Raw genomic sequence first — 23929 nt, 5'->3', positions numbered from 1 at the left:
TCGTCCTGAGCCAGGATCAAACTCTCCATGAATGCTTATCGCACCACGCAAGAGCGGCACCACCGGGCGGAATAAGCCCGAGGCGCACAACATCCTCGCTGTGTAATCGCCTCCCGCAAGCGGAAGGACTTTTTCAAAGGAACCTCAAGCAGAACCGGAAACCGGCCTGCCCGGGGTATTTTATAGTCTGGCATTGACTTTTGGCACGCTGTTGAGTTCTCAAGGAACGGAAGCTTCCTTCGAGACCGTCTCACCGGCCCCTCCGGGCTTTCCCTTCGTGTTTCCCAGCCTACCAGACCCTTTCAGGCCCGATTCCCGCTGGCGGGATTCCTACCATTTGAGCGTTTCTGCCTTCCGGCTTTCGCGCTTCCTCGACTCTATCAGAACGTATCCGATGCGATTCGGGGGTTGGTGCCTCTCCGAAATCGCGAGGCGCGGTTCCATCCAGAGAATTCTCTCGGGGTTGGATTATGCGCTCGATCTTCTTTGAAGCGGACTAGATTCTAGCCGCTGGCCTCGACTGTGTCTACTTCGAGGCAACCGTTAAAATCTACCTCCCCAGTCAGCCTGTGTCAACAGGTCCTTGGGGCGAACAGGAGACTAGCAGGTCACAGCCCCTGGATGCACACCGAGCACATCATGCAGCCGTGGGCAGAGCCTCGCTCCGGTCAGCGGTCCCCAGGTCACCGGTCTCGCCGGCCTGGGCCGCCCGTCGGCCGACGACGTAGACATACGCCAGAAAGAGCAACTCAGCGAGAACCCCGATGGAGATGCGCACCCAGGTCGGCAGGCCTGAGGGAGTGACGAAGCCTTCTATGGCACCGGATACGAAGAGCACGGCCGCGAGGCCCACAGCCATGCCGATGGCGGCGCGGCCCTCCTCGGCGAGTGCGGCGCGGCGGGGACGGGGGCCCGGGTCGATCACGGTCCAACCGAGGCGGAGGCCTGTGCCGGCGGCAACGAAGACAGCGGTGAGTTCAAGCAGCCCGTGCGGGAGCACCAGGCCGAGGAAGACGTCGAGGCGCCCGGCGGAGCCCATGAGGCCGATGCCGATGCCGAGGTTCAGGATGTTCTGCCACAGCACAAAGAGGACGGGGACACCAAGGAGAACGCCAAGGACGATGCACATGGCGGCAGCCATGGTGTTGTTCGTCCAGACCTGGGCGGAGAAGGAGGCAGCGGGGTGGCTGGAGTAGTACGTCTCATAATCGCCACCGGGGCGGGTCATCTGGCGCAGGTACTCCGGCGCGCCGAGCGTGGCCTGGACTTCGGGGTGGGCGGCGATCCACCAGCCACTCAGGGCGGCGAGGGCGGTCGAGAGCAGTGCCGTCGGCACCCACCAGTGGCGCGTGCGGTAGACGGCGGCGGGGAAGGCGCTGCCAAAGAAGTGGACGATGTCGCGCCAGCTCGCGGTACGGGCTGCGGTGACTGCGCTGCGGGCACGGGCGACGAGGGTGGTTAGGCGGCCCACGAGGGTGGGGTCGGGAGCGCTGGACTGCACCAGTGACAGGTGAGTCGCGGTGCGCTGGTAGAGGACTACGAGTTCGTCCGCCTCTTCTCCGGTGAGGCGGCGCCCGCGGCGCAGCAGGGTGTCCAGCCGGTCCCACTCGTGGCGGTGGGCGGCGACGAATACGTCGAGGTCCATGTGCCGGTGCTCCTGCGGAAGTCGTGAGGTCCCAGCTTGGCAGAAGGGGCAGACTGTTCGTGCAGGGGTTCGGGGAGTGATATCGAGGAGGGGTGCTCGGGTGAGCGAACTGGTGACGGGCGAGGCAGTGGCTCTCGGGCTGCAGCCCGCGAAGCTGCCGAGCCGGGCGCTGTCCGTGGCGCTGGACCTGATCGTGTACATGGGTGGCTACATCGTCATCATGATCGGACTGGTCGCGGCAACGTCTTCCCTGGACACCGCCGCAGCTGCGGCGGTGTCCGTGGCCTCGTTGCTACTCATCCTCATCGGGGTGCCGATCGCGGTGGAGACACTGACGCGTGGTCGTTCGCTGGGAAAACTGGCGTGTGGGCTGCGGGTGGTACGGGACGACGGCGGTCCGATCCGCTTCCGGCATGCCCTCGTGCGGGGTGTGGTCGGGGTGTTCGAGATCCAGATGTCGTTTGGCGTGATCGCGTGCATCGCGTCGCTGGTATCCGCGCGGGGGCGGCGGCTGGGTGATGTTTTCGCGGGGACCCTGGTCGTACGGGAGCGGGTTCCGGTACAGCGCGCGTGGGACGTGTTGCCGACGCCACCGCCGTGGCTGGCCGGGCCGTTGGCCGGGGCCGATCTGTCGGGGGTGCCGGAGGGGCTGTGGCTCGCGGTGCGACAGTATCTGACCCGTATACAGCAACTGGATCCGCAGGTCGGCTGGGCGATGGGCGAACGGCTGGCGGCTGATGTTGCCGCTCGCGCGGCGGTGACGGTGCCGCCGGGGACGCCGCCGGCGGCGTTTTTGGCGGCGATCGTGGCCGAACGGCAGGCGCGGGACGCGCAGCGGGCTTTCGGGGCACCGCAGTCCGTCGTGCCTTTTGCGGCGGTGGCCCCGCCTGCGGCTGGAGCTGGAGCTGGACCTGCCGTGGAGCCGGTACTCCCTGCCGAGCGGCCATCTGCACGGGGCACAGGATTCGCGCCACCCGCTTGACGCCGCGGGTCCGTCAGGTGAAGACCGACGGGGGCGATTCGAGGTCTTCGAGTTCGATGCCGGGGGCGGAGAGGACCACGTCGCCGGCGATGTGAACGGTGCTCACCTCACCGGTGGCGAGGTCCGCGACCTGGTATTCGTCGACTGGCAGCAGGCCGTTGTCAGTGGCGTGTGCTTCTCTTTTCACCAGAACCCAGGACTGGTCCAGGGTCCGGGGGGCAAGCACGGGGGGTGCGAAGGTGACGAGACGTACGCGGGTGGCGGGGGCGCCGGGCTCCAGGCGGAGCAGCCGGGCTGTGGCGATGAGGAACGCGGGCGAGGCGCCGGTGAAGGCGTGGGCGGGGACATTGCCTTCCTGGGCATGTTCGCCGGTGGGGTCGGTGCGGACCCAGGTGACGCCGTCAATCGCCGCGCCGCGGACCTGCCAGCTGGCGGCGTGGAGTTCGAGGCGGATGGGGCGCCCGAGGTCGTCGACGGTCAGGTCGACGGAGCCGGAGTGGTCTCCGGCGGGGGTGGTGATCTGAGCGGTGTAGCGCCAGCCGGAGGGGCCTGGAGCGCAGTGGAAGTGTTCAGAGCCCAGGGGGGTGTGGTCATGGGTGTCGTGGAACGAGTAGCGGCCGCGGGGCATGGATCGACCTTATGGGGATGCGGCGCAGGCCCCCGCCGGGGGCGGGGGCCTGCGTGGTGGCACTGGCTGCTGACGTTGTCAGTAGCGGTAGTGGTCCGACTTGTACGGGCCCTCGACCGGGACGCCGATGTAGGCGGCCTGCTCGGGGCGGAGCGTGGTGAGCTTGACGCCGAGGGCGCCGAGGTGGAGACGGGCGACCTTCTCGTCCAGGTACTTGGGGAGCACGTACACGCCAGTCGGATACTCCGACTGCTTGGTGAACAGCTCGATCTGGGCCAGGGTCTGGTCCGCGAAGGAGTTGGACATCACGAACGACGGGTGACCAGTGGCGTTGCCGAGGTTCAGCAGGCGGCCCTCGGAGAGGACGATGAGGACCTTCCCGTCGGGGAAGGTCCAGGTGTGGACCTGCGGCTTGACCTCGTCCTTGACGATGCCGGGGAGCTTGGCGAGACCGGCCATGTCGATCTCGTTGTCGAAGTGGCCGATGTTGCCGACGATCGCCTGGTGCTTCATCTTGGCCATGTCCTCGGCCAGGATGATGTCCTTGTTGCCGGTGGTGGTGACGAAGATGTCGGCGGTCTCGACGACGTCCTGCAGCGTGGTGACCTGGTAGCCGTCCATCGCGGCCTGGAGCGCGTTGATCGGGTCGATCTCGGTGATGATGACGCGGGCGCCCTGGCCGCGCAGCGACTCCGCGCATCCCTTGCCGACGTCGCCGTATCCGCAGACGACCGCGACCTTGCCGCCGATGAGGACGTCGGTGGCGCGGTTGATGCCGTCGATGAGGGAATGGCGGCAGCCGTACTTGTTGTCGAATTTCGACTTGGTGACCGCGTCATTGACATTGATCGCCGGGAAGAGCAGCGAGCCGTCGCGCTGCATCTCGTACAGGCGGTGGACGCCTGTCGTGGTCTCCTCGGTGACACCGCGGATCTCGGAGGCGAGCTGGGTCCACTTCTGCGGGCTCTCGCCGAGGGTGCGGTTCAGCAGGGTGAGGATCTGGGCGTACTCCTCACTGTCCGCGGTGGAGGGATCCGGGGCCGCGCCTGCCTTCTCGAACTCGACGCCCTTGTGCACCAGGAGCGTGGCGTCGCCGCCGTCGTCCAGGATCATGTTCGGGCCACCGGTCGGGCTGTCCGGCCAGGTCAGAGCCTGCTCCGTGCACCACCAGTACTCCTCCAGGGTTTCGCCTTTCCAGGCGAAGACCGGGATGCCGCGCGGGCTGTCCGGGGTGCCGTCAGGGCCGACCGCGATCGCGGCGGCGGCATGGTCCTGGGTGGAGAAGATGTTGCAGGACGCCCAGCGGACCCGGGCACCGAGCGCTACCAGAGTCTCGATCAGGACGGCGGTCTGCACGGTCATATGCAGAGAGCCGGTGACCCGGGCGCCCGCCAGCGGCTGGGTGGCGGCGTACTCCTTGCGGATCGACATCAGGCCGGGCATCTCGTGCTCGGCGAGAGTGATCTCCTTGCGGCCGAAATCGGCCAGGGAGAGGTCTGCGACCTTGAAGTCGCTAGTGACGGAGGACATTCAGTCTCCTCGCAGATGGTTCGAGGGTGGACAACGGCTTTTCTGCCGCGAGCGCGGAGTGGGCATGCGGACATACCCGTCCCCTCGCCGCAGCTCAGCCCGTCGGAGGCCCTCTCTCCCTCGGCCGACCCATGTGGACCGCCCGACCGCCATCAGCAGCGACGTCTGGCTCTGCCTACGAATCTACACGGGGTTGGCCCGGGACTCGTTGTAGATGTCAGGTTCGAGGTAAATGACACGTGCGATTGGCTCGGCCTCGCGGACGCGGGCTTCGGCGGCGTCGATGGCGCGGGCGACCTCGGCGGCGGTGTCGTCATGGTGGACGGCGATCTTGGCGGCGACGAGGAGCTCGTCGGGGCCGAGGTGGAGGGTGCGCATGTGGATGATGCGAACGACGCTGTCGTCGGCCAGGATGGCGTCGCGGATCTTGGCGACGGACTCGGCGCCTGCTGCCTCACCGAGGAGGAGCGACTTGGTCTCGGCGGCGAGGACAAGGGCGATCAGGACGAGCAGGATGCCGATGCAGAGCGTGCCGATACCGTCCCAGACGCCGTCGCCGGTGGCCAGGGCGATGCCGACACCGCACAGTGCCAGTACGAGGCCGACGAGCGCACCGAAGTCCTCAAGGAGGACGACGGGCAGCTCGGGAGCCTTGGCCGTACGGATGAACCGGACCCAGGACTGCTTGCCGCGGTGCCCGTTGGACTCGGCGATAGCGGTGCGGAAGGAGAAGCCCTCGGCGATGACCGCGAAGAGGAGGACGCCGACCGGCCAGTACCAGTGCTCGACGTCATGCGGGTGCCGGATCTTCTCGTAGCCCTCGTAGAGCGCGAAGACGCCGCCGATGGTGAACAGGACGATCGAGACGAGAAAGCCGAAAATATACCGTTCGCGGCCGTAGCCGAAGGGGTGCTCCTCGTCGGCTGCCTTCTGGGACCTTTTGCCGCCCAGCAGGAGCAGCGCCTGATTGCCGGAGTCGGCGACCGAGTGCACGCCTTCGGCGAGCATGGACGACGACCCGCTGAACGCGAATGCCACGAACTTGGCTACCGCGATGGCGAGGTTGGCGCCCAATGCTGCGACGATCGCCTTGGTTCCGCCTGACGCGCTCATATGTGCGGGATGTCCCTTCCTTCGGCCCGGCCTTTGCTCAGCCTTTGCGAGCGGTCATTCTTGCAGGCCCGGTCCTGAGCGGTTCGTCAGGCTACGACAGTGGCACGGAAGGCGGTGCCATCACCCGTCAGCCGGACCTGCTCGCCCGCCGGAACGAAGGCGGACTCGCCCCGGGCCAGCAGCAGTTCGCTGCCGTCGGCGGACTGTAGCCGGACCGAGCCTTCGGTGCAGAGCAGGATCTGCGGCGTACGGTCGGCGAGCAGGCGGGGGCCGGTCCCGGGGGCCAGGATGTAACGGGAGAGACGGAACTCATCGATAGGGGTCTCGTAGAGCTCCTCGCCCTCGGCGGACGTCTCCGGGCGCAGGACGCCCGGGTCGGTGGCTTCGAAGCGGACGATGCGGAGCAGTTCGGGGACGTCGATGTGTTTGGGGGTGAGGCCGCAGCGCAGGACATTGTCGGAGTTGGCCATGATCTCGACTCCGAGGCCGGCTATGTAGGCGTGCGGGACGCCGGCACCGAGGTAGAGGGCTTCGCCGGGTTGTAGACGCACATAGTTGAGCAGCATGGCGGCAATGACGCCCGGGTCGCCGGGATAGCCGTGGGCAATGGAGGCGTATGCCGCGTAGGCCGCTGCGTGCGGGCCGTCTTCAGCCGCGAGGCGGGTGGCGGCCTCGGTGGCGGCTGTGACGGTGCCGGCCATCGTCTCGCGGTCGGCGGTGAGGACGGCGGTGAGGACTTCGCGGAGCGCGGCCGACTCGGGGCGGGCATGAAGAATGTCAGCGTAGGGCTTGAGGGAGTCCACGCCGAGACCCGCGAGAAGGGCGGCGGCCTCTGCCGGGTGACGAAAGCCGCACAGCCCGTCGAACGGAGCGAGAGCGACGATCATCTCGGGCTTGTGGTTGGCATCCTTGTAATTGCGGTGCGGAGCGTCGACGGGAATGCCGCGCGCCTCCTCGTCGGCGAAGCCTGCCTGCGCCTGGGCCAGGTCCGGGTGGACCTGGAGGGAGAGTGGCGAACCCGCCGCCAGGACCTTGAGGAGGAAGGCCAGCCGGGGGCCGAACCGGGCGACGGCCGGGGCACCGAGTTCAGCGGAAGGGGCGGCGTCGATCACGTCGTTGAGTGCGGCCGGGCCGCTGCCTCGATCAATCCGCGACGGGGTGCCTGGGTGCGCGCCCATCCACAACTCGGCCTGCGGTTCGCCAGTGGGCTCGGTGCCGAGCAGCTCGGGTATGGCGGTCGTGGAGCCCCAGGCATAGGGGCGCACGGTATTGGTGAGGCGGTCCATGTGACTCGGCATTCCCGGTTTGTGAGGTGATCGAAGTGCTCGCTTACGGCCAGGACTGCTGGCCCGAGGCAAGCGTCAGGTAGACAGCTGTGAAATCCGTAAGGGCGAGCAGCTCGGCGGCGGCTTCCAGAGATCCGCCGTCCGCCGGGGCGAGCTCACTCAGGGGAGTGTCGTGAGTCAGGGCGAGCTCGCGGGCCGCAGGAGCGGGCCGGCCTGCGACCTGCTCCAGGAGAACGATGCGGACGCGGAGGGCCTCCCGGTCCTCGACCCGGTCACGGAAGAAGTCGTCCGGGCCCGCGCCACCCGCGAATGTGCCCGCGAGAAGCGCCTCGTGCGCCTTCAGCGCCTCCGGGAGCTCCGCGGCCAGGGCTGGGCGGCCGGCCCGCGCCGCGAGCACGGCCACGAAGCGGCGAGCGGCGGCGGCCGCTGCCGGGCCCTCGCTCCAGACCACCGGCAGCGATTCGGAGAGCTCAGCCGCCAGGGTCTTCGCCGGGTTGCTGTATGTCGCGATCGCCGGGCCGCAGCGGGCAGCGACCTCGTCCAGCCGGTCCGCGACCGACTCGATGGCGCCGGGTGCGGCGGCCAGTAGTCCTATGCGGTCGGTGAGTGCCAGGAGCGGCGTCAGCAGTGCCCAGAACGCGCCGGCGTCCTCGGTGCCCGGGGGTTGCTCGGACGCGTTGGGTGCGCCGGCGAAGGGGACGGTGATGCCATGGGCCTGCTCCAGCGCCTCGGCGATCGGTGATTTGGCCGGTGCGACGGCCGCAGCGGTGCAGCCGCGGCGGTAGGCCTGCTCGGCAAGGTTGGCCAGCCCGGACTCCTTACCGGCGGGCGTTGCGATGAGGAGCAGGTCCAGCGGGCCCATCCAGCCCGGGAGCGTCCAGCGGAGGTCGTGCGGGGCCGCTCCGGTGGGCTGCAGCGGCAGTACGGGACAGCTGCCGGCTGCCAACGCGGCCAGCACATCCGCGATGGCAGCGGCAGTCGGGCCCGGGCCCGCGACCAGGATGCTGCGCGGTCGTCCGTCCGGACGCAGGGCCGGAATGCCGGCCTCTGCCGCGAGGCGGGCCGCGGTGCGCACCCGGGCCCCGGCGGCAGCGACGCCGAGCAGGAGGCCGCCGGTGTCCGCGCGGCCGAGGGCATCGGGGTCGTCGAGGATCGACTCGTCCAGCATCGTGACCTCCGGTCCGTTGGCTTCCTGTCTTAGGCCGGGCGGCGGGCTTCGTCGATCAGGAGGACGGGGATCTCTTCGCGTACGGGGTAAGCGAGGGCGCAGTCGGCTGCGGTGCAGACGAGCTCGCTCGCGTCGGTGTCCTCACGGAGGGGGGCGTGGCACGCCGGGCAGGCGAGGATCTCCAGGAGGCTTGCTTCGACGAGCGGCATGGTGTCGCGTCCTTCGGACGAGGGGATACGGCGAGGTCAGCCTAACGCTGCGGAGCGGGCTGCGCCCTACGCCTTTGGGGCGGGAGTTTTCCGACCACTCAGCCGGGCTCGGGCCGGAGGACGGCCGGGTGCCGGGACTGGACGGACGGGCGGAGGCCCCCGCGGGCGGCGCGCGTGGCGGGGGGCACTTCGGGGTGGAGCCGCATTGGTCCGGTACTGCGGCGGTCGGAGGACGGGGCCGTTGATTCAGCCTGTCCGATGATTGAGGACCTGGTCAGGGGGCCTGTCCTAAGTTATCCACAGGCGCGGGGAGGGCCCTGGGTGTGATCCGTCCGGGGAGGGCATGGTTGAGACATCAGGCGCGGATGACGGCGAGGACCTGGTCACGGAGGCGGGCGACGGTGGCTGGGTCCCGGGCTTCGATGTTGAGACGGAGGAGGGGTTCGGTGTTGGAGGCGCGGAGGTTGAACCACCAGTCGGGGGCGGTAGTGGTGAGGCCGTCGAGGGTGTCGAAGGTGATATCGGGGAGGGAGGCGAAGGCCTCCTTGACTGCGGCGGTGCGGCCGGACTGGTCGGCGACGGTGCTGTTGATCTCGCCGGAGGCCGCGTAGCGGTCGTAGGAGGAGACGAGGGCGGAGAGTGGTCCGTCCTGACCTCCGAGTGCGGCGAGGACGTGGAGGGCGGCGAGCATGCCCGTGTCGGCGTTCCAGAAGTCGCGGAAGTAGTAATGAGCGGAGTGCTCGCCGCCGAAGACGGCGCCGGTGGTGGCCATCTCCTGCTTGATGAAGGAGTGGCCGACCCGGGTGCGGACGGGGGTGCCGCCGTTCTCCTTGACGACCTCGGGGACGGACCAGGAGGTGATCAGGTTGTGGATGACCGTGGCCCCTGGGTGCTTGGCCAGTTCACGGGCCGCGACGAGGGCGGTGATTGCCGAGGGCGACACGGGTTCGCCGCGCTCGTCGATGACAAAGCAGCGGTCTGCGTCGCCGTCGAAGGCGAGGCCGAGGTCTGCGCCCACTTCGCGGACGCGAACCTGGAGGTCGACGAGGTTCTTGGGATCGAGTGGGTTGGCCTCGTGGTTGGGGAAGGTGCCGTCGAGCTCGAAGTAGAGGGGGACTACGTCAAGGGGCAGGCCGCCGAAGACGGTGGGGACAGTGTGGCCGCCCATGCCGTTGCCGGCGTCGACAACAACCTTCAGCGGGCGGATGGCGGTGAGGTCGACCAACGAGAGGAGGTAGGAGGCATAGTCGGCGAGGACATCGCGCTGGGTGATGGTGCCGGGGGTGGCGTCCGTGGCCGGCAGGCCGGTCTCGATCCACCGCTCGGCCAGTGCGCGGATCTCGGCGAGGCCGGTGTCCTGACCGACAGGGGCAGCGCCCTTGCGGCACATCTTGATGCCGTTGTACTGGGCGGGGTTGTGGCTCGCGGTGAACATCGCGCCGGGCAGGCCGAGGCTTCCGCTGGCGAAGTAGAGCTCGTCGGTGGAGGCGAGGCCGATCTCGGTGACGTCCGCGCCGCGTGAGGCGGCCCCGTGGGCGAAGGCACGGGAAAGGCCTGGAGAGGAGGGGCGCATGTCGTAGCCAGTGACGATGGCGTCAGCGCCGGTAACGGTGACGAAGGCGGCGCCGAAGATTTCGGCGAGGGGCTCGTCCCACTGGTCTGGGACCACTCCGCGGACGTCATACGCCTTTACAAGCTGGGAGAGGTCGGCCACGGCGTGCTCCAGTCTGGTTCGTTCACTGCGGTTGGGCTACCGCCAACTTATCGGGCAGGTCGGTGGCGCGGCCGAGCGGTATGGGTGAGCAGCCGTCTGCCGGGCGCCGAGAGAGGGCTCTACCGCCCCGCGCAACCTGGTGAGGCGCTTCTGGCGGCCTGTGGCCGTGGCCCGGCGCGGCAACCCACGGTCCGCTGCGCTCAGGGCTCGGGGGAGCGGAGCACCCGGAGGTGACCGCGGCGGGCGATCTCCATCGGGTCGGCGTCGCGACCGACCGGGCCGGCCGCGTCGGGGCGCCCCGGGGGGCGGGCAGCTTCGCGTACGGCGTTGGCGAGGGCTTCGAGGTCGTCGCCGCTGGGGCGGGAGGGGCCGGAGTCAGTGGCGAGACGTACAACTTCCCAGCCGCGGGGGGCGGTGAGGCGCTCGGAGTGCTCGGAGCAGAGGTCGTAGCAATGTGGCTCGGCGTAGGTTGCGAGGGGGCCGAGTACGGCGGTGGAGTCTGCGTAGACGTACGTCAGCGTCGCGACGGCGGGACGGCCACACGCGGTGCGCGAACAGCGACGTACAGGGCTCACGACGTTGGACGGTACCGCACTCTTGAGCGGGCCGCGACGACTCACCACCGGGCCGCCTGGTCGTGTCGTCCCGGTTCGCCGGGAACGTCTGGCCTGCGGCGGGCGGGGCTGACCTGCGGTGGACTGGAAACGGCAGGGCGGAATGGCGATGACATCGGTCACCAATGAGAGCAAAGGCATCAATTATGGTCCACAGCGCGGGCACCAGTAGCGATTCAGCAGAGACGGGAACTCTGCAGAGGCGTACATTCTGCGACATCGTTGCCCCGAGCGCCCCTGCCCTGCCACCGCATAACCCGGCCTTCCGGCGGATACCCTCGAAGGTGATGAACACCCCGGCACCGCCTCCCCGACCACGCCGCCGCGACCGCCACGGACGCGGGATGCGCGGTCCGATCGCGCCCCCGCAGGTACCGCTGGCGCTGAGTCGCGCGGAGCTCTTCGACGACCTCGTACGAGACGCGGCGGACCGGCTGGAGCGGCGCTGGCCACAGTTGGCGGATGTGGAGTTCGCGGTGCAGGAGGTGCCGTGGCCGGTGGCGGACGCCGGTGGCGCCGGGGACGCCAACCGGACAGACGGCGATGAAGTGCCGCTGGGCAGGCTGATCGGCGCGCGCAAGGACAGCCCGAACCGGATCGTGGTCTACCGGCGGCCGGTGGAGATCCGGGCGAAGAGCCGGGAGGAGCGGGCGCTGCTCGTCCACGATGTGGTGGTCGAGCAGGTCGCCGAGCTTCTCGGGCTCTCGCCGGAGAACGTGGATCCGCGCTACGGGGAGGGGTGAGGGGCTCTCCCGGCGGCTGTCAGTTCAGCATCCCCAGGTCCTGTTCGGACTGGGGGACCTCCACCGTGCCACGGTCGTCCGGCAGTGACTGGATGGTGAACATCGGGACGCCGTTGAGCGGCAGCGCCAGCTCGCGCGAGGCGTAGACCGGGCCGCCGGAGACCCGCTCGACGGTGACCGCGAAGGCGCCCTTGCCGGAGGTGGGCGCGGACGGCTGGACCGCCATCGTCGTGCCCGCCTTCACGGTGACGGTCTTGGTGACCGGCGACCCGCCGCCCGTACCCGCCGAGCTCGTGATCTTTACCGTGGCGGTCCTGGTGGGTGCCACGAGGGAGAGCGTCGAGGCCTTCGACCGGTTGTCGGCCACCGTGGCCCGGGAGCCGACGGCGGCCGTCGCGGGGATGAACGCGGTCTCCTGGGAGGCACCCTTGCCCCGGGTGATCTCCAGGGCGGCGACCACCGGCGCGGCGCCCTGCGCGTCGGTGGGGGTCAACAGCAGTGACCCGGCCTCGCCCTGGGTGAGGGCACCGAGGTCCACGGCGGTCGTCATGCCGCTCTTGACGTGCATCGTCTCGTGCCCGGCCGGGGTGATGTCGCCGCTGGCGGTGGCGAGCTGGACTTTGAGGTCGGCATCGTTGCTGCCGGTCGCGTACGCGACGAGGCGTACCGAGGTGGCGTCGGCCGGGATGCCGGGCAGGACGACACTGTTCGCCGCGTCGGCGGAGGGGGCCAGCCAGTCGCCGCCGGCCTTGGCGTCGCTGGCCAGGACGGCCGCGCCGACCCGCCCGGTACGGGCGGTGACGTGCAGGGCGAGGTCGCCGACCCTGTCGGTGGAGAGGGTGGAGAGCAGGACCGCCACGGTTGACTTCGGCGGGACGGTGATGCCGTCGGAGGAGGCCGTCTTCAGGGCCCCGTTCGGGCCGTACAGCTGGAGGTCGACGACGGCCGCGGTGTCGTCCGGGTTGGTCAGGTGCACATAGTCGGTGCGGGTGGCGGAGGTGCTCACGCCGGGGAACCAGAACTCGCTGTCGGGCGCGGTGCAGGCGGCGCCGAGCACCGCCCGCCCGGGGCCGGTGTCGATCACGGTGGTCTGCTGCACGCTCCAGCCGGGCGCCAGCCCGCCGGAGGCGGTGCCGATCAGGGCCGGTGCGTCGGTGCGGTTGGTGCTGGCGGTGACGGGCTTGCCGGGCTCGCTGAGCGGGGCGACGGCCTTGGTGCTCTTGCCGCCGGCGGGCAGCAGTTGGGCGCTGCCGTTCTTGGCCGTCGTATCGCCCTTCGGGGTGAAGGCGGTGTATGTCGTCGTCGCGAAGTCCGAGTTGGACGGCGCCGGGCAGATCAGCGCGGACCGCTGGACGGGCAGCCGCGCCGCGGTGGCGGCGGTCGCCGCTTCCGGGGTGCCGGCGCCGGTGAGGGCCGCGGCGCCGGTGACCGCCGCGAGGGCGGCGGTGACGCCGATCAGGGAGAGGGTGCTGCGGTTCACCAGGCTCCTTGCCAGGACGCCCCGGCGGTAGCGCCGGGCTGGGGTCGTGTCGTTCGTGTGCGGCCGCCGGGGCCTGTCCGATCGATCTCCGTGGAGGAAGGAGCGGGGTCTGACGCGTGCGATCGCGAGGCGGATGAGAGAGGCAACGCGACGCCGCCGAGATCGGCCGGCGGGCTCTGGCCGTGGATGTCGGGGCTCACCGCTGCTCGCTTCCGTCGCCGGGATATCCGTCCGGGGCGTCCGGGTCATAGGTCGGGTAGTACGGGGCCTCGTAGGGCTGGGCCGGGTGCGGCTGGCCGGTGTACGGGTCGTACGTCTGCGGCTGGCCCTGCTGCTGCCCCTGCTGGCCGTAGGAGTACGGGTCGGCGTAGTCCTGTTGCGGGTACTGGGGGGCGTATTGGTAGCCGTCCTGGTACTCGCCCCATTGCTGCTGGGCGTAGGGGTCGGCCTGGTGCTGCGGAACCGCCGCATATGGGTCGGCTTCCTGATCGAGCTCGGGTGTGTCGGGCACCGGGACGGGCTCGGCCGCAGCCGCGGCGGCCTCACCGTCGCCTTCGGCCTCGGCCTCGGCGGCGGCGCGGAGCCGGCGGGCGCGGCGGCCGTCGCCGGTGGCCTGTGCCGGGATGTCCGCGGCGGTGGCCTGCGCGGCGGCGGCCTCCAGCACCTCCGGCAGGTCGTCGTCGACCTCACGGCGGCGGCCGGGAAGGGCCATGACGACGAGGACCAGCGCGAGGAATCCCTGGATCCACAGCCACAGGGTGTGGGTGAAAGGATCCTGATATGTGACGTCGAGGTGTCCGCCGCCGGCGGGGAGTTCGAAGCCCTGCGCCCAGCCGTCGACGGTGGTGCGGGGCAGCGCCACCCCGTCCAGGGTGGCGGTCCAGCCGGCAGCGGCGGTGTCCGCGAGCCGCAGCACCCGCCCTGCGGAGCCGGCCGGAATGGTGGTGTGGGCGTCGACCTTGCCGGCGGCGACCGCGACCGGCTGCCCGGACTTGGAGGTGATGGTGATCCGGGAGACGCTGTTGTCGACCTGCCAAAGGGCACTGCCGTCGGCCTGGCTGAGCTGCGAGAGGCCGGGGGTGCTGTCCAGCACCCGGCTCATCTCGCGGGGCGAGCCCTTCTGCACGAGGACGTAGCGGACCGCGTAGCCGCCGAGTTGCCCGGCCTGGTCGGCGCCGGAACCCGCCACCAGGTTGGCGACAATGCCGCCGAGCCGTGTGTCGTCGCCCGCCGCGGCGGCGAGTTCGGCGTCGCCGAGCTGGACACCGGCGCCGCGGACGAGGGTGTACGAGACATGGCTGGCGGTGCCGCCGAGCACCAGGGTGCGGGCCTGGTCGGCGGTGCTGCTCTCCTCCGCGACGAAAGCGGGCACCTGTGTCGGGTCGCGGCGCTCGACCGGCCCGTCGGCGCCGCCCGCCATCCAGCCGAAGGCTGCGATCAGCGGGGCAGCGGCGGCGGCGAAGACGATGAGGGCGGCGACCGGCTGCCGCCAGCCGAAGCCGGAGGCGGCGATCCGCTCCTTGGCTCCCTCGGCGCCGATCGTGGCGGCGGCGAGCAGCGCGAGCCCGTAGAGGAGGGTCGCCGGGCCGGCCCAGGCCGAGCCGTTCTCGACGACGGCGAAAATCAGGCCGATCAGCGCGCCGGCCCAGGCTGTGAGGATCGCGAGCCGTCGTTCGGCGCGCAGCAGGGCGGCGAGCGCGGCCAGCACCAGGCCGGCGAAGAGCACCCCGCCCGCCGCCCTGGGCCCGCCGGGGCTGAGCAGCACAAGGCCGGAGGCTGAGGCGGCGCGGGCCCCGAACGGCAGCCCGGCTTCCGCGAGGAAGCGCGAGGGGTGGGCCAGCAGGCCGAGCGACCAGGGAGCCAGTACGACGATGGGGGTGCCCAGCACCGCCAGTGAGCGAAGCACCTGCGGGACGAAGAGCTGCCCTTGGCCGCGCACGAGCCGCAGCACCACTACCGCCACCGCGAGCACCAGTGCTATCAGCCAGGTGATCGGAGTGAAGGCAGTGGTGATGGCCAGCAGCAGCGTGAACGTCCAAGTGGCGCGCCAGCCCGGCCGGACGCCGCGGCTGATCGCGTCGGCGCCGAGTTCCAGCCCGGCCGCCGAGACCGCGGCGCGGGCCATCAGCGGCAGCAGGATCGCGAGCACCGCGGTCCCGAGCCGGCCGCCGGCGAGGGCGCCGGTGGCGGCAGGCAGGAAGGCGTAGGCGACGGCCGCCCAGGCGCGCAGCAGCCGCGACTCGACCAGCGGGCGGGAGGCGAAGTAGGCGGTGAGCCCGGCGAGCGGGACGGAGGCGACCAGCAGCACCGTGAGCGCGAGCCCGGTGCTGCCGAACAGAATGCCGGCGAAGGCCGCCACGATCGCCAGGTACGGCGGTGCGGCCGTGGTGGAACCGGTGCCCAGCGCGTGCCATTGGCCGCCGAAGGAGGCCCACAGGTCCCCGGCGCTGGAGGGTGCCGGCAGGAGTGCGCCGCCGGAGAGCGCGCCGCTGCCGAGGAGGGCGCGGCAGGCGATCAGCGAGACCAGCAGCAGCACGGCGAAGAGCATCGGCGCGGGCTTGCGGGCGATCCGTTTGAGCAGCGCGAACTGCTCGACCTCCAGGTAGTCGCCGTCCTCGTCGCCGCCGGGCCCGGACTCGATGGCGCCACCGTGCCGCCCGACCGAGGAGGCGGCCTCCTCGGAGCGGCCGGAGAGGTTGCTGACGACCTGCTCGACAGTGGCGCGTACGGTCGCGCCGGCGGGCGGAAACAGCGGCCGCAGCTCGGACGGTTCGACGGTGCCCTTGCCGCGCTGCCGCCGGGCGCCGAGCAGCCGTCCCGGCCGCAGCAGTACCGACAGCAGTCCGGTGATCTCGTCGACGGCCTGGCCGGGCGCTTTGCCGACGAGATAGGCGAGGGTGCGCAGCACGGTGCCGATGAGGAGCCGCAGCATGACGTACGGGAGGATCGGGCCGCGCGTGTTGGCGAGCAGTGTGTAGGCGGCACCGGCCTTGTCGACTCGGTGCGGGTTGACCGCCGAGCGTCCGACGCAGTCGACGGGCCTGCGCTCGCGGGAGGCTGCCTCGGCGTGCCGCAGCACGGCGTCCGGCGCGATCAGGACGGTGTGGCCGGCTGCCTGGGCCCGCCAGCAGAAGTCGACGTCGTCGCGCATGAGCGGCAGCCGGCGGTCGAAGCCGCCCAGCTCCTCCCACACGTCGCGGCGCACCAGCATCCCGGCGCTGGACACCGACAGCACCTGCCGGACCTGGTCGTGCTGCCCCTGGTCCTGCTCGCGGCGTTCCAGGCCGGTCCAGCGGCGGCCGCTGCGGGCGATGGAGACGCCGACCTCGAGGAGCTGGCGCCGGTCGTACCAGCTGCGCAGCTTGGGGCCGATAACGGCGGCCGAACGGCTTGCGGCGGTTTCGGCGTCGGCCACCCGCAGCAGCGCGGCGAGGGCGTCGGGGGCCGGCTCGCAGTCGTCGTGCAGCAGCCAGAGCCAGTGCACGGGTTCGCCGTGCGGGTGCTCGGGCTGGTCGTAGGCGTCGTCGTTCCAGGTGCGGCTTACGGGGTCCCAGCCGCTCTGGCGCACCAGATAAGGCAGCTGCTCGATCGGGACCGGACCGGCGGCGCGGACGGCCTCGTCGACGGCGGCGCCGAAGCCGGAGCGCCGGGCGAGGTGCAGGACGCGCTGGTCGCCGAGGGATTCGGCGAGGAGACGGGCGGAGTCGTCGGCGCTGCCGGTGTCGGCGGCGATGACGTCCTGGACCGGACGGTCCTGGGAGAGCAGGCCCGAAAGCGCGTTGGGCAGCCAGCGGGCGCCGTCGTGGGCGACAAGCACCGCGGTGACGACATGGCGCGGAAACTCAGGAGTCTGCGCGGGGTGCTGGGCCGCTGCTGAACTGTTCACGGACATCGAGGTTCGGGCCCCGGTTCGCTGGACTGCGGTGGACGCCGTGTGGCGTCTCGGACGGGGCCCCACACTAACGGCTCGCAGGATGCGGGCATCCGCGTCCTGGTGGCCGGCTGCCTCTCAGCCGCCGGACGGCCCTGAAAAATCAGGCCCGTGCGGCAGCTGAAGGCACCTGCCAGGAGTGCGCTCCTAGACGACGCCCTTCTTCAGACGGCGCCGCTCCCGCTCGGACAGGCCGCCCCAGATCCCGAAGCGCTCGTCGTTGGCGAGTGCGTACTCAAGGCAGTCGGAGCGGACCTCACACGCGAGGCAGACCTTCTTGGCCTCGCGAGTGGAGCCCCCCTTCTCGGGGAAGAACGATTCGGGATCGGTCTGCGCGCACAGCGCGCGTTCCTGCCACCCGAGCTCCTCTTCGGCCTCTTCGTCGGCCTGCAACAGCTGGAACAGCTCGGTCATGCGCGCCCCTCTGTCTTTGCGTCCCCGTGGTTGCCGTTACCGATGACGGCGGAACGACACGAGTGAAATTACAAGTGTGCCGATACGGGCCAGTCAAGCCGAGATCTGCTATTGGGCCCGTTATTCACTCCTCGGAACCAAAGACTGACAGTAAGTACTCAAATCAGCCCAAACGTCCGCGCGCACATCACCCATGCCCGCAGTGGTCCCGGCGGGCACGGGTCACGCTCCGATCACGAAAGCACAACGACGTTTCAAGACGAGACGTTCCTGCGTACGTGACGGTTGCAGCGCCACCTATCCGCACACGTCTCCGCACAAACCTTTCACCACACGGAATAACCGGATCAGGCGAATCATCACCGACAAAACGGGTGCCAAGTTGACAGATACGCCCTCGACCCGGTCTGCTAGAACGCATGCCAGTGGACCACGCGCCTTCCCGGACTCGCTTCGCCGAGTTCCGGTGCGCCGTGGAAGCCCACTGTCGCTGTTCCAGCTGTTGCCGCTGATCGTTCTTCCCCAGCCCGCACAGCCATATGCCTGACGACGCTCCTTACTTCCGAGGACTTCTCCCGCATGAACAGCGATGTCTCGATCGCCGGCGACCCGCTCGCCATCCCCCATCTCCTGCCGCCTGTCCCCCAGCACCCGGCCACTGTCGCCGAGTTCGCGGGCCTGGCCCGTACGATCGCGGCCGACCGCGCCCACTGGGCCCCGCTGGTCCAGTACGACGCCGCCAGCCGCTGGTACGCGCGGTTGCGGACCGGCCCCGGCTACGAGGTCTGGCTGCTCAGCTGGGTCCCCGGGCAGAGCAGCGGCCTGCACGACCACGGCCGCTCCTCCGGAGTGCTCACCGTGCTCCAGGGCAGCCTCACCGAGCGCCGGCGCCACACCTCCGGCATGGCCCACCGCACCCTCACCCCCGGCAGCCAGCAGGTCTTCGCCCCCGAGTACATCCACGAGATCGTCAACGACGCCCTCGAGCCCGCCGTCAGCCTGCACATCTACTTCCCCGGGCTCACCGAGATGACCCCTTACGCCGCCACCGTCGAGGAGCCGGTCCGGAACTGACAACCCGGCCCGCAAACCCGGTCGGCAAACCGGGGCTGGCGGACAGCACTGTCGGACCGGGCTGACAGACTGTTCCCATGCGAATCGTGGTACTGGCGGGCGGCATCGGCGGAGCGCGCTTCCTGCGCGGTCTCAAGGCAGCCGAGCCGGAAGCGGACATCACCGTCATCGGCAACACGGGTGACGACATACACCTCTTCGGGCTGAAGGTCTGTCCCGACCTCGACACCGTGATGTACACCCTCGGCGGCGGCATTCACGAGGAGCAGGGCTGGGGCCGCGCCGACGAGTCCTTCTCGGTCAAATCCGAACTCGCCGCCTACGGGGTCGGGCCGGAGTGGTTCGGCCTCGGCGACCGTGACTTCGCCACCCACATCGTCCGTACGCAGATGACCCAGGCCGGATATCCGCTCAGCGCCGTCACCGAGGCCCTGTGCGCCCGTTGGCAGCCCGGAATACGGCTCATCCCGATGACGGACGACCGGGTCGAGACCCATGTCCTCATCGACACTCCCGCCGAAGGCCGCAAAGCCGTCCACTTCCAGGAGTACTGGGTCCGGCTGCACGCCGCCGTCGACGCCCACGCGGTCGTGCCGGTCGGCGCGGAGCAGGCGAAACCCGCCCCCGGCGTCCTGGAGGCCATCGCCGCCGCCGACGTCATCCTCTTCCCGCCGTCCAACCCGGTCGTCTCCATCGGCACCATCCTCGCCGTCCCCGGCATCCGCGAGGCCATCGCCGAGGCCGGAGTGCCCGTCGTCGGCCTCTCCCCCATCGTCGGCGGCGCCCCGGTGCGCGGCATGGCCGACAAGGTCCTCGCTGCCGTCGGCGTCGAGGCCACCGCCGCCGCCGTCGCCGCGCACTACGGCTCCGGGCTGCTCGACGGCTGGCTCGTCGACACCGTCGACGCCGCCAGCGTCCCCGAGGTCGAGGCGGCCGGCATCCGCTGCCGGGCCGTCCCCCTGCTCATGACCGATGTCAAAGCCTCCGCCACGATGGCCCGCGAGGCTCTCACCCTGGCCGAGGAGGTACGGGCATGAGAAAGGACGGTCCTGCGATGAGCGCGCCCTCCTACTCCTACGAGGTCCGGGCCGTGCCCGGCATCCCCGAAGTGCAGCCTGGCGACGACCTTGCCAAGCTCATCGCCGCCGCGAATCCCGATCTGGCCGACGGCGATGTGCTGCTCGTCACCTCGAAGATCGTCAGCAAGGCCGAGGGGCGCATCGTCACCGCCGAGGACCGCGAAGCCGCCATCGACGCCGAAACGGTCCGCCTCGTCGCCCGGCGCGGGCCCACCCGGATCGTCGAGACCCGGCACGGCTTCATCATGGCCGCCGCCGGAGTCGACGCCTCCAACACTCCCGCCGGCACCATCCTTCTGCTCCCCGAGGACCCTGACGACTCCGCCCGGCGCCTCCGCGCGGGGCTGCGCGACATCCTCGGCGTCGACATCGCCGTCATCGTCACCGACACCTTCGGCCGCCCCTGGCGCGAGGGCCTCACCGATGTCGCCATCGGCGCCGCCGGGCTGCGTGTCCTCCACGATCTGCGCGGCGGCACCGACTCCCACGGCAATGAACTCAACGCCACCATCACCGCCACCGCCGACGAACTCGCCGCCGCGGGCGACCTCGTCAAGGGCAAGGCCGCCGGACTGCCGCTGGCCGTCGTCCGCGGGCTCGGCCGGCTGCTCTCCCCCGACGACGGGCCCGGCGCCCACGCCCTCGTACGCTCGTCCGTCAATGACATGTTCCGCCTCGGCACCTCCGAGGCCGTCCGCGAAGCGGTCACTTTGCGGCGCACCGTCCGCGACTTCACCGACGAGCCCGTCGACCCCGCCGCCGTCCGCCGCGCCGTCGCCCTCGCCGTCACCGCGCCCGCCCCCCACCACACCACCCCCTGGCGCTTCGTCCTCCTGGAGTCCGCTGAGGCCCGGACCCGCCTCCTCGATGCCATGCGCGACGCCTGGGCGGCCGACCTGCGCGGCGACGACTTCTCCGAGGAGTCCGTCGCGCGCCGGCTTCGACGCGGCGACGTCCTGCGGCGCGCCCCGTATCTCGTCATCCCCTGTCTGGTGGCTGACGGAGCCCACACCTACCCCGACCCGCGACGCGCCGCCGCCGAGCGCGAGATGTTCGTCGTCGCGGCCGGCGCCGCCGTCCAGAACTTCCTGGTCGCACTCGCCGGTGAACAGCTCGGTTCCGCGTGGGTGTCCTCGACGATGTTCTGCCGCGAGGTCGTCCGCGACGTCCTGGCCCTTCCGGCCGGCTGGGACCCCATGGGCGCGGTCGCCGTGGGGCGCCCGGCGGTCGCCCCACCCGAACGCCCGGCGCGCGACGCGGAGTCGTTCATCACCGTGCGCTGACCCGGAGCGGGTGGCCGGTGCCCCGCGCCTCCGGCGCAGGAGTCTCCCAACGCCCGCCCATAACCCGGGACCGTAGAAGTCAGCCGCGAGGGACCGCCCAGGCATGAGCTACTGCCATCTGGAGGTTTGCCTGCCCCGAGTGGTCGGCGAGGACATTCGGCTTCCCCGGGACGGTCGGCGTCGTCACGGGGGCACGCGTGTGCGATGGAGTGGGCGCCGCCGTCACTGTCGGCGTCGCCGTCCGGGCGGCGGACGGCGGGGCGGAGAGCGAGGCGGACGGTGGGACGGATGGCGACACCGACGACGAGGCGGACGACCGGGCGGACGACGTGGCGGAAGACGGACCGAGAGCGCTGGGCTTTGAGTCGTCACTGTTCATGCCCTTGATCGCCAGCGTCCCCGCAGCCACGGCGGCCACAGCGGCCACACTCGCCACGGCGATGGCTCCGCCGGTCCACAACTTGCGCCGCCGCGCGCGCACCGCGTTGCGATCGGCCAGTGCCTGCCAGTCCGGCTCCGGGTGGGAGGGCACGAAGGGCGGCCGTGGCGGCGCGAACCCGGGCTGCGCGAAGGGTGGCGCCTGCTGATGCGGGGCCTGCGGCGGGTACGGGCGCGAAGACCCGTGCCCACTGGACGCCTCAGGGCCGGGAGCGGCGGCCCCGGGCGGGTGTTCCGTGCCGTCAGTCATGGACCGGATGCTAGAACATCATCGCGATCGCCAGAATCACGATCATATGATCAGACATCAGTGGCCGTCGGGCCTCTGGGCCTTGGCCCCACAACGGCGCCACGGTCTACCAGATCAGGCGGTCTCCGGCTCTGCCGATATGGGGCGCCGGGGGCAAGCCGGAAGCAGAAACCAGCGTTCGGCTGGCGGCTCACAGCGCCGCGATGTTCCCCGGTGTGAACCGCGGCCCCCGCCTCGGCGGGATGCGGCCGCCAAGAAGGATGTACCGGGCGGCCCGGTGCCGCTGTCCGGCGTACGGCGCGAGAAGCGACAGCATGACGGCATCGTCGGAGCGGCGCTCACCGGTCAGGGCGTAGCCGACGATGTTGGGCAGGTGGAGGTCGCCGACGGTGATCGCGTCGGGGTCACCGGTGGCACGTTGCAGCGTTTCGGCGGCGGTCCAGGGGCCGATGCCCTGGACGGCCTGGAGGCGGCGGAAGGCCTCGCCTGCGGCCATGGCGGTGGCCTCTTCGAGCCGGGCGGCGACACGGGCGGCGCGGATGATGGTGCCGGCGCGTTTGTTGTCGACACCGGCCCGGTGCCATTCCCAGGAGGGGATGAGGGCCCAGGAGCGCGGGCCGGGCATCACGCGGAGTGTGCCGGCCGGGCCTGGGGCGGGCTCGCCGTGGCGCTGGAGGAGGAGCCGCCAGGCGCGGTAGGCCTCGTCGGAGGTGACCTTCTGCTCGAGGATGGAGGGGATGAGGGATTCGAGCACGAGCCCGGTACGGGTCAGGCGCAGGCCGGGGTGGCGGCGGTGGGCCTCGTGGACGAGGCGGTGGCGGGCGGTGAAGGCCGAGGGATTGTCGTCGGCACCCAGGAGCGCTGGGAGGCGGTCGAGGAGCCAGTCCGCGCCGGGGCCCCAGGCCTCGGCGGCGATGACGCCGCCGCCGGCGGCCGCGACGCGGAGAGTGCCGGGGCCGGCCGGGGTGCGGGAGGCGCGCCAGACAGCGCCGTCCAGGGCCACCTGGAAGGCCGGGTCGCCCGGGCCCCGGCGGAGAGGCCCGAGCGTGAGCCCGAGGTCGAGCGGGCCGTCGGGCACCCACTGGCGCGTACGGCCCGAGCGCACATGGCTGCTGGGGGCGGTGGCGCGGGTGAGACGCGGCTGCTCTGGATGCACCACCTGAGCGTAGCGGTGAGGTGCGGCGGGCCCGGTGCCGCGTACGTACGTCCCGATAGCCCTGCCTACTGGTCCGACGAGAACCGGACGGCCCCGTCGGGGATGACGGCGTCGCACCAGACGCGTACGCCGGAGCGGAGTTCGTTGTCGGCGCCGATGACCGCGCCGTCGCCGACGACGACGCCTTCCAGGACCGTACGGGCACCGATGCGGGCACCCGCGCCGATGAGGGAGTCCTGGATCACGGCACCGGGCTCGATGACTGCCCCGGCGTGCACCAGGCTGCCGTCGAGGGTCGCACCGGCGCCGACGACCGCCTCGCGGCCGACCGAGGTGCCGCCGGTGAGCTTGGCGTCCTCCGCGACGTCGGCACCGTCGAGGACGAGGCAGTCGCCGCACCGGCCGGCGACGGCCGGTGAGGAGGCGCGGCCGAGCACGAGGTCGGCGGAGCCGCGGACGAAGGCCTGCGGGGTGCCGAGGTCGAGCCAGTACGTGGAGTCGACCATGCCCTGGAGGTGGGCGCCGGAGGCGAGCAGTCCGGGGAAGGTCTCGCGCTCGACGGAGACCGGCCGGCCGGCCGGGATGGTGTCGATGACGGAGCGGTTGAAGACGTACGCGCCGGCGTTGATCTGGTCGGTGACGATCTCTTCCGGGGTCTGCGGCTTCTCCAGGAACGCGGTGACCCGCCCTGAGTCGTCGGTGGGCACAAGGCCGAAGGCGCGGGGGTCCGCGACCCGTGTGAGGTGCAGTGAGACATCGGCACCGGCCGACTGGTGGGTGGTGACCAGCGCCTGGATGTCCAGCCCGGTGAGGATGTCGCCGTTGAAGATCAGTACCGGCTCGCCCGGCGCTGACCGCAGCAGCGGGGCGACATTGCGGATGGCGCCGCCGGTGCCGAGCGGTTCTTCCTCGGTGACGTACTCCAGGTGCAGTCCGAGCGAGGATCCGTCGCCGAAGTAGGGCTCGAAGATCTCCGCGAGGTAGGAGGTGGCGAGCACCACATGGTCCACGCCCGCGGCCCGGGCCCTCGCCAGCTGGTGGGTGAGAAAAGGCACTCCGGCCGCCGGGACCATGGGCTTGGGCGTGTGCACCGTCAGCGGACGCAGCCGTGTGCCTTTGCCGCCGACCAAGAGGATCGCTTCAGTCACCAGTTGTTTCTCTACTTCCTGGGTCAGGTTGGCCGGTTTGGCGG

The 23929-nt window shown here is 70.8% G+C and carries 20 protein-coding genes; 6 read left to right on the top strand and 14 right to left on the bottom strand.

The window, feature by feature from the left end; all coding sequences use genetic code 11:
• Nucleotides 1–637: 637 nt before the first annotated feature.
• Nucleotides 638–1645 carry a stage II sporulation protein M gene (locus tag FCI23_RS19530; protein WP_136725190.1) on the bottom strand — a complete coding sequence of 336 codons (1008 nt, stop codon included), beginning with the start codon at nt 1643–1645 and terminating at the stop codon, nt 638–640.
• Nucleotides 1646–1745: 100 nt separating this feature from the next.
• Between FCI23_RS19530 and FCI23_RS19525 the strand changes: the two genes are divergently transcribed.
• Nucleotides 1746–2627 carry an RDD family protein gene (locus FCI23_RS19525; RefSeq protein WP_136725189.1) on the top strand — a complete coding sequence of 294 codons (882 nt, stop codon included), beginning with the start codon at nt 1746–1748 and terminating at the stop codon, nt 2625–2627.
• A gap of 13 nt (nt 2628–2640) precedes the next feature.
• Here the strand turns inward: FCI23_RS19525 and FCI23_RS19520 are convergent, their stop codons facing one another.
• The 8 genes from FCI23_RS19520 to FCI23_RS19485 all read right to left on the bottom strand — a co-directional run bounded on the left by FCI23_RS19520 (nt 2641) and on the right by FCI23_RS19485 (nt 10898).
• Nucleotides 2641–3255: a hypothetical protein gene (locus tag FCI23_RS19520; RefSeq protein ID WP_136725188.1), complete on the bottom strand. Its 615-nt coding sequence runs from the start codon at nt 3253–3255 to the stop codon at nt 2641–2643.
• A 78-nt stretch (nt 3256–3333) separates the two neighbouring features.
• A complete protein-coding gene (ahcY, locus tag FCI23_RS19515; RefSeq protein WP_136725187.1) occupies nt 3334–4785 on the bottom strand; it encodes an adenosylhomocysteinase in 1452 nt (483 codons plus the stop codon).
• 183 nt (nt 4786–4968) lie between these two features.
• On the bottom strand, nt 4969–5898 hold the full coding sequence (locus tag FCI23_RS19510) for a cation diffusion facilitator family transporter (RefSeq protein ID WP_136725186.1): 930 nt from the start codon (nt 5896–5898) through the stop codon (nt 4969–4971).
• 86 nt (nt 5899–5984) lie between these two features.
• Nucleotides 5985–7184: a mannose-6-phosphate isomerase, class I gene (manA, locus tag FCI23_RS19505; RefSeq protein ID WP_136725208.1), complete on the bottom strand. Its 1200-nt coding sequence runs from the start codon at nt 7182–7184 to the stop codon at nt 5985–5987.
• A gap of 43 nt (nt 7185–7227) precedes the next feature.
• Nucleotides 7228–8352: an SIS domain-containing protein gene (locus tag FCI23_RS19500; RefSeq protein WP_136725185.1), complete on the bottom strand. Its 1125-nt coding sequence runs from the start codon at nt 8350–8352 to the stop codon at nt 7228–7230.
• Nucleotides 8353–8381: 29 nt separating this feature from the next.
• Entirely contained in the window at nt 8382–8561 is a 180-nt protein-coding gene (locus FCI23_RS19495) for a Trm112 family protein (protein WP_136725184.1), read from the bottom strand.
• A gap of 355 nt (nt 8562–8916) precedes the next feature.
• On the bottom strand, nt 8917–10275 hold the full coding sequence (locus tag FCI23_RS19490) for a phosphomannomutase/phosphoglucomutase (RefSeq protein WP_136725183.1): 1359 nt from the start codon (nt 10273–10275) through the stop codon (nt 8917–8919).
• A 200-nt stretch (nt 10276–10475) separates the two neighbouring features.
• Nucleotides 10476–10898 carry a DUF3499 domain-containing protein gene (locus FCI23_RS19485; RefSeq protein ID WP_136725182.1) on the bottom strand — a complete coding sequence of 141 codons (423 nt, stop codon included), beginning with the start codon at nt 10896–10898 and terminating at the stop codon, nt 10476–10478.
• A 278-nt stretch (nt 10899–11176) separates the two neighbouring features.
• Between FCI23_RS19485 and FCI23_RS19480 the strand changes: the two genes are divergently transcribed.
• Nucleotides 11177–11632: a metallopeptidase family protein gene (locus tag FCI23_RS19480; RefSeq protein ID WP_136725181.1), complete on the top strand. Its 456-nt coding sequence runs from the start codon at nt 11177–11179 to the stop codon at nt 11630–11632.
• A gap of 19 nt (nt 11633–11651) precedes the next feature.
• Here the strand turns inward: FCI23_RS19480 and FCI23_RS19475 are convergent, their stop codons facing one another.
• From FCI23_RS19475 to FCI23_RS19465, 3 genes are all read right to left on the bottom strand, one after another.
• Nucleotides 11652–13112 carry a DUF5719 family protein gene (locus FCI23_RS19475; protein ID WP_136725180.1) on the bottom strand — a complete coding sequence of 487 codons (1461 nt, stop codon included), beginning with the start codon at nt 13110–13112 and terminating at the stop codon, nt 11652–11654.
• A gap of 196 nt (nt 13113–13308) precedes the next feature.
• Nucleotides 13309–17004 (bottom strand): glycosyltransferase family 2 protein, encoded by a 3696-nt coding sequence (locus tag FCI23_RS19470; protein ID WP_136725179.1) that lies wholly within the window; start codon nt 17002–17004, stop codon nt 13309–13311.
• Between the two features lie 186 nt (nt 17005–17190).
• Entirely contained in the window at nt 17191–17457 is a 267-nt protein-coding gene (locus FCI23_RS19465) for a WhiB family transcriptional regulator (RefSeq protein WP_136725178.1), read from the bottom strand.
• Nucleotides 17458–18036: 579 nt separating this feature from the next.
• On the opposite strand from FCI23_RS19465, the gene FCI23_RS19460 reads away from it, so the two are divergent.
• From FCI23_RS19460 to FCI23_RS56485, 4 genes are all read left to right on the top strand, one after another.
• Entirely contained in the window at nt 18037–18531 is a 495-nt protein-coding gene (locus FCI23_RS19460) for a cysteine dioxygenase (protein ID WP_136725177.1), read from the top strand.
• Nucleotides 18532–18608: 77 nt separating this feature from the next.
• Nucleotides 18609–19568 (top strand): 2-phospho-L-lactate transferase, encoded by a 960-nt coding sequence (gene cofD, locus FCI23_RS19455; protein ID WP_136725176.1) that lies wholly within the window; start codon nt 18609–18611, stop codon nt 19566–19568.
• Between the two features lie 17 nt (nt 19569–19585).
• Nucleotides 19586–20893 (top strand): coenzyme F420-0:L-glutamate ligase, encoded by a 1308-nt coding sequence (locus FCI23_RS19450; RefSeq protein WP_169316855.1) that lies wholly within the window; start codon nt 19586–19588, stop codon nt 20891–20893.
• A gap of 197 nt (nt 20894–21090) precedes the next feature.
• A complete protein-coding gene (locus FCI23_RS56485; protein WP_169316854.1) occupies nt 21091–21480 on the top strand; it encodes a hypothetical protein in 390 nt (129 codons plus the stop codon).
• Nucleotides 21481–21771: 291 nt separating this feature from the next.
• Here FCI23_RS56485 and FCI23_RS19445 read toward each other — a convergent pair whose 3' ends face one another.
• A complete protein-coding gene (locus tag FCI23_RS19445) occupies nt 21772–22686 on the bottom strand; it encodes a DNA-3-methyladenine glycosylase family protein (RefSeq protein WP_136725207.1) in 915 nt (304 codons plus the stop codon).
• 116 nt (nt 22687–22802) lie between these two features.
• The gene (gene manB / locus FCI23_RS19440) at nt 22803–23885 is read right to left on the bottom strand and encodes a mannose-1-phosphate guanylyltransferase (RefSeq protein WP_136725174.1); all 1083 of its coding nucleotides are present in this window, start codon (nt 23883–23885) and stop codon (nt 22803–22805) included.
• Nucleotides 23886–23929: the final 44 nt, after the last annotated feature.

Origin of the sequence: Actinacidiphila oryziradicis, from assembly GCF_005047355.1 — a bacterium.
Taxonomy (GTDB): domain Bacteria; phylum Actinomycetota; class Actinomycetes; order Streptomycetales; family Streptomycetaceae; genus Actinacidiphila; species Actinacidiphila oryziradicis.
This window is presented reverse-complemented; position numbering and strand designations above follow the sequence as displayed.

What these genes read in the sequence shown, in the direction of transcription:
- FCI23_RS19530 (WP_136725190.1), bottom strand. Translation starts at nt 1,645, where the DNA reads ATGGACCTCGACGTATTCGTCGCCGCCCACCGCCACGAGTGGGACCGG.
- FCI23_RS19520 (WP_136725188.1), bottom strand. Translation starts at nt 3,255, where the DNA reads ATGCCCCGCGGCCGCTACTCGTTCCACGACACCCATGACCACACCCCC.
- ahcY (WP_136725187.1), bottom strand. Translation starts at nt 4,785, where the DNA reads ATGTCCTCCGTCACTAGCGACTTCAAGGTCGCAGACCTCTCCCTGGCC.
- FCI23_RS19510 (WP_136725186.1), bottom strand. Translation starts at nt 5,898, where the DNA reads ATGAGCGCGTCAGGCGGAACCAAGGCGATCGTCGCAGCATTGGGCGCC.
- manA (WP_136725208.1), bottom strand. Translation starts at nt 7,184, where the DNA reads ATGGACCGCCTCACCAATACCGTGCGCCCCTATGCCTGGGGCTCCACG.
- FCI23_RS19500 (WP_136725185.1), bottom strand. Translation starts at nt 8,352, where the DNA reads ATGCTGGACGAGTCGATCCTCGACGACCCCGATGCCCTCGGCCGCGCG.
- FCI23_RS19495 (WP_136725184.1), bottom strand. Translation starts at nt 8,561, where the DNA reads ATGCCGCTCGTCGAAGCAAGCCTCCTGGAGATCCTCGCCTGCCCGGCG.
- FCI23_RS19480 (WP_136725181.1), top strand. Translation starts at nt 11,177, where the DNA reads ATGAACACCCCGGCACCGCCTCCCCGACCACGCCGCCGCGACCGCCAC.
- FCI23_RS19470 (WP_136725179.1), bottom strand. Translation starts at nt 17,004, where the DNA reads ATGTCCGTGAACAGTTCAGCAGCGGCCCAGCACCCCGCGCAGACTCCT.
- FCI23_RS19465 (WP_136725178.1), bottom strand. Translation starts at nt 17,457, where the DNA reads ATGACCGAGCTGTTCCAGCTGTTGCAGGCCGACGAAGAGGCCGAAGAG.
- FCI23_RS19460 (WP_136725177.1), top strand. Translation starts at nt 18,037, where the DNA reads ATGAACAGCGATGTCTCGATCGCCGGCGACCCGCTCGCCATCCCCCAT.
- cofD (WP_136725176.1), top strand. Translation starts at nt 18,609, where the DNA reads ATGCGAATCGTGGTACTGGCGGGCGGCATCGGCGGAGCGCGCTTCCTG.
- FCI23_RS19450 (WP_169316855.1), top strand. Translation starts at nt 19,586, where the DNA reads ATGAGCGCGCCCTCCTACTCCTACGAGGTCCGGGCCGTGCCCGGCATC.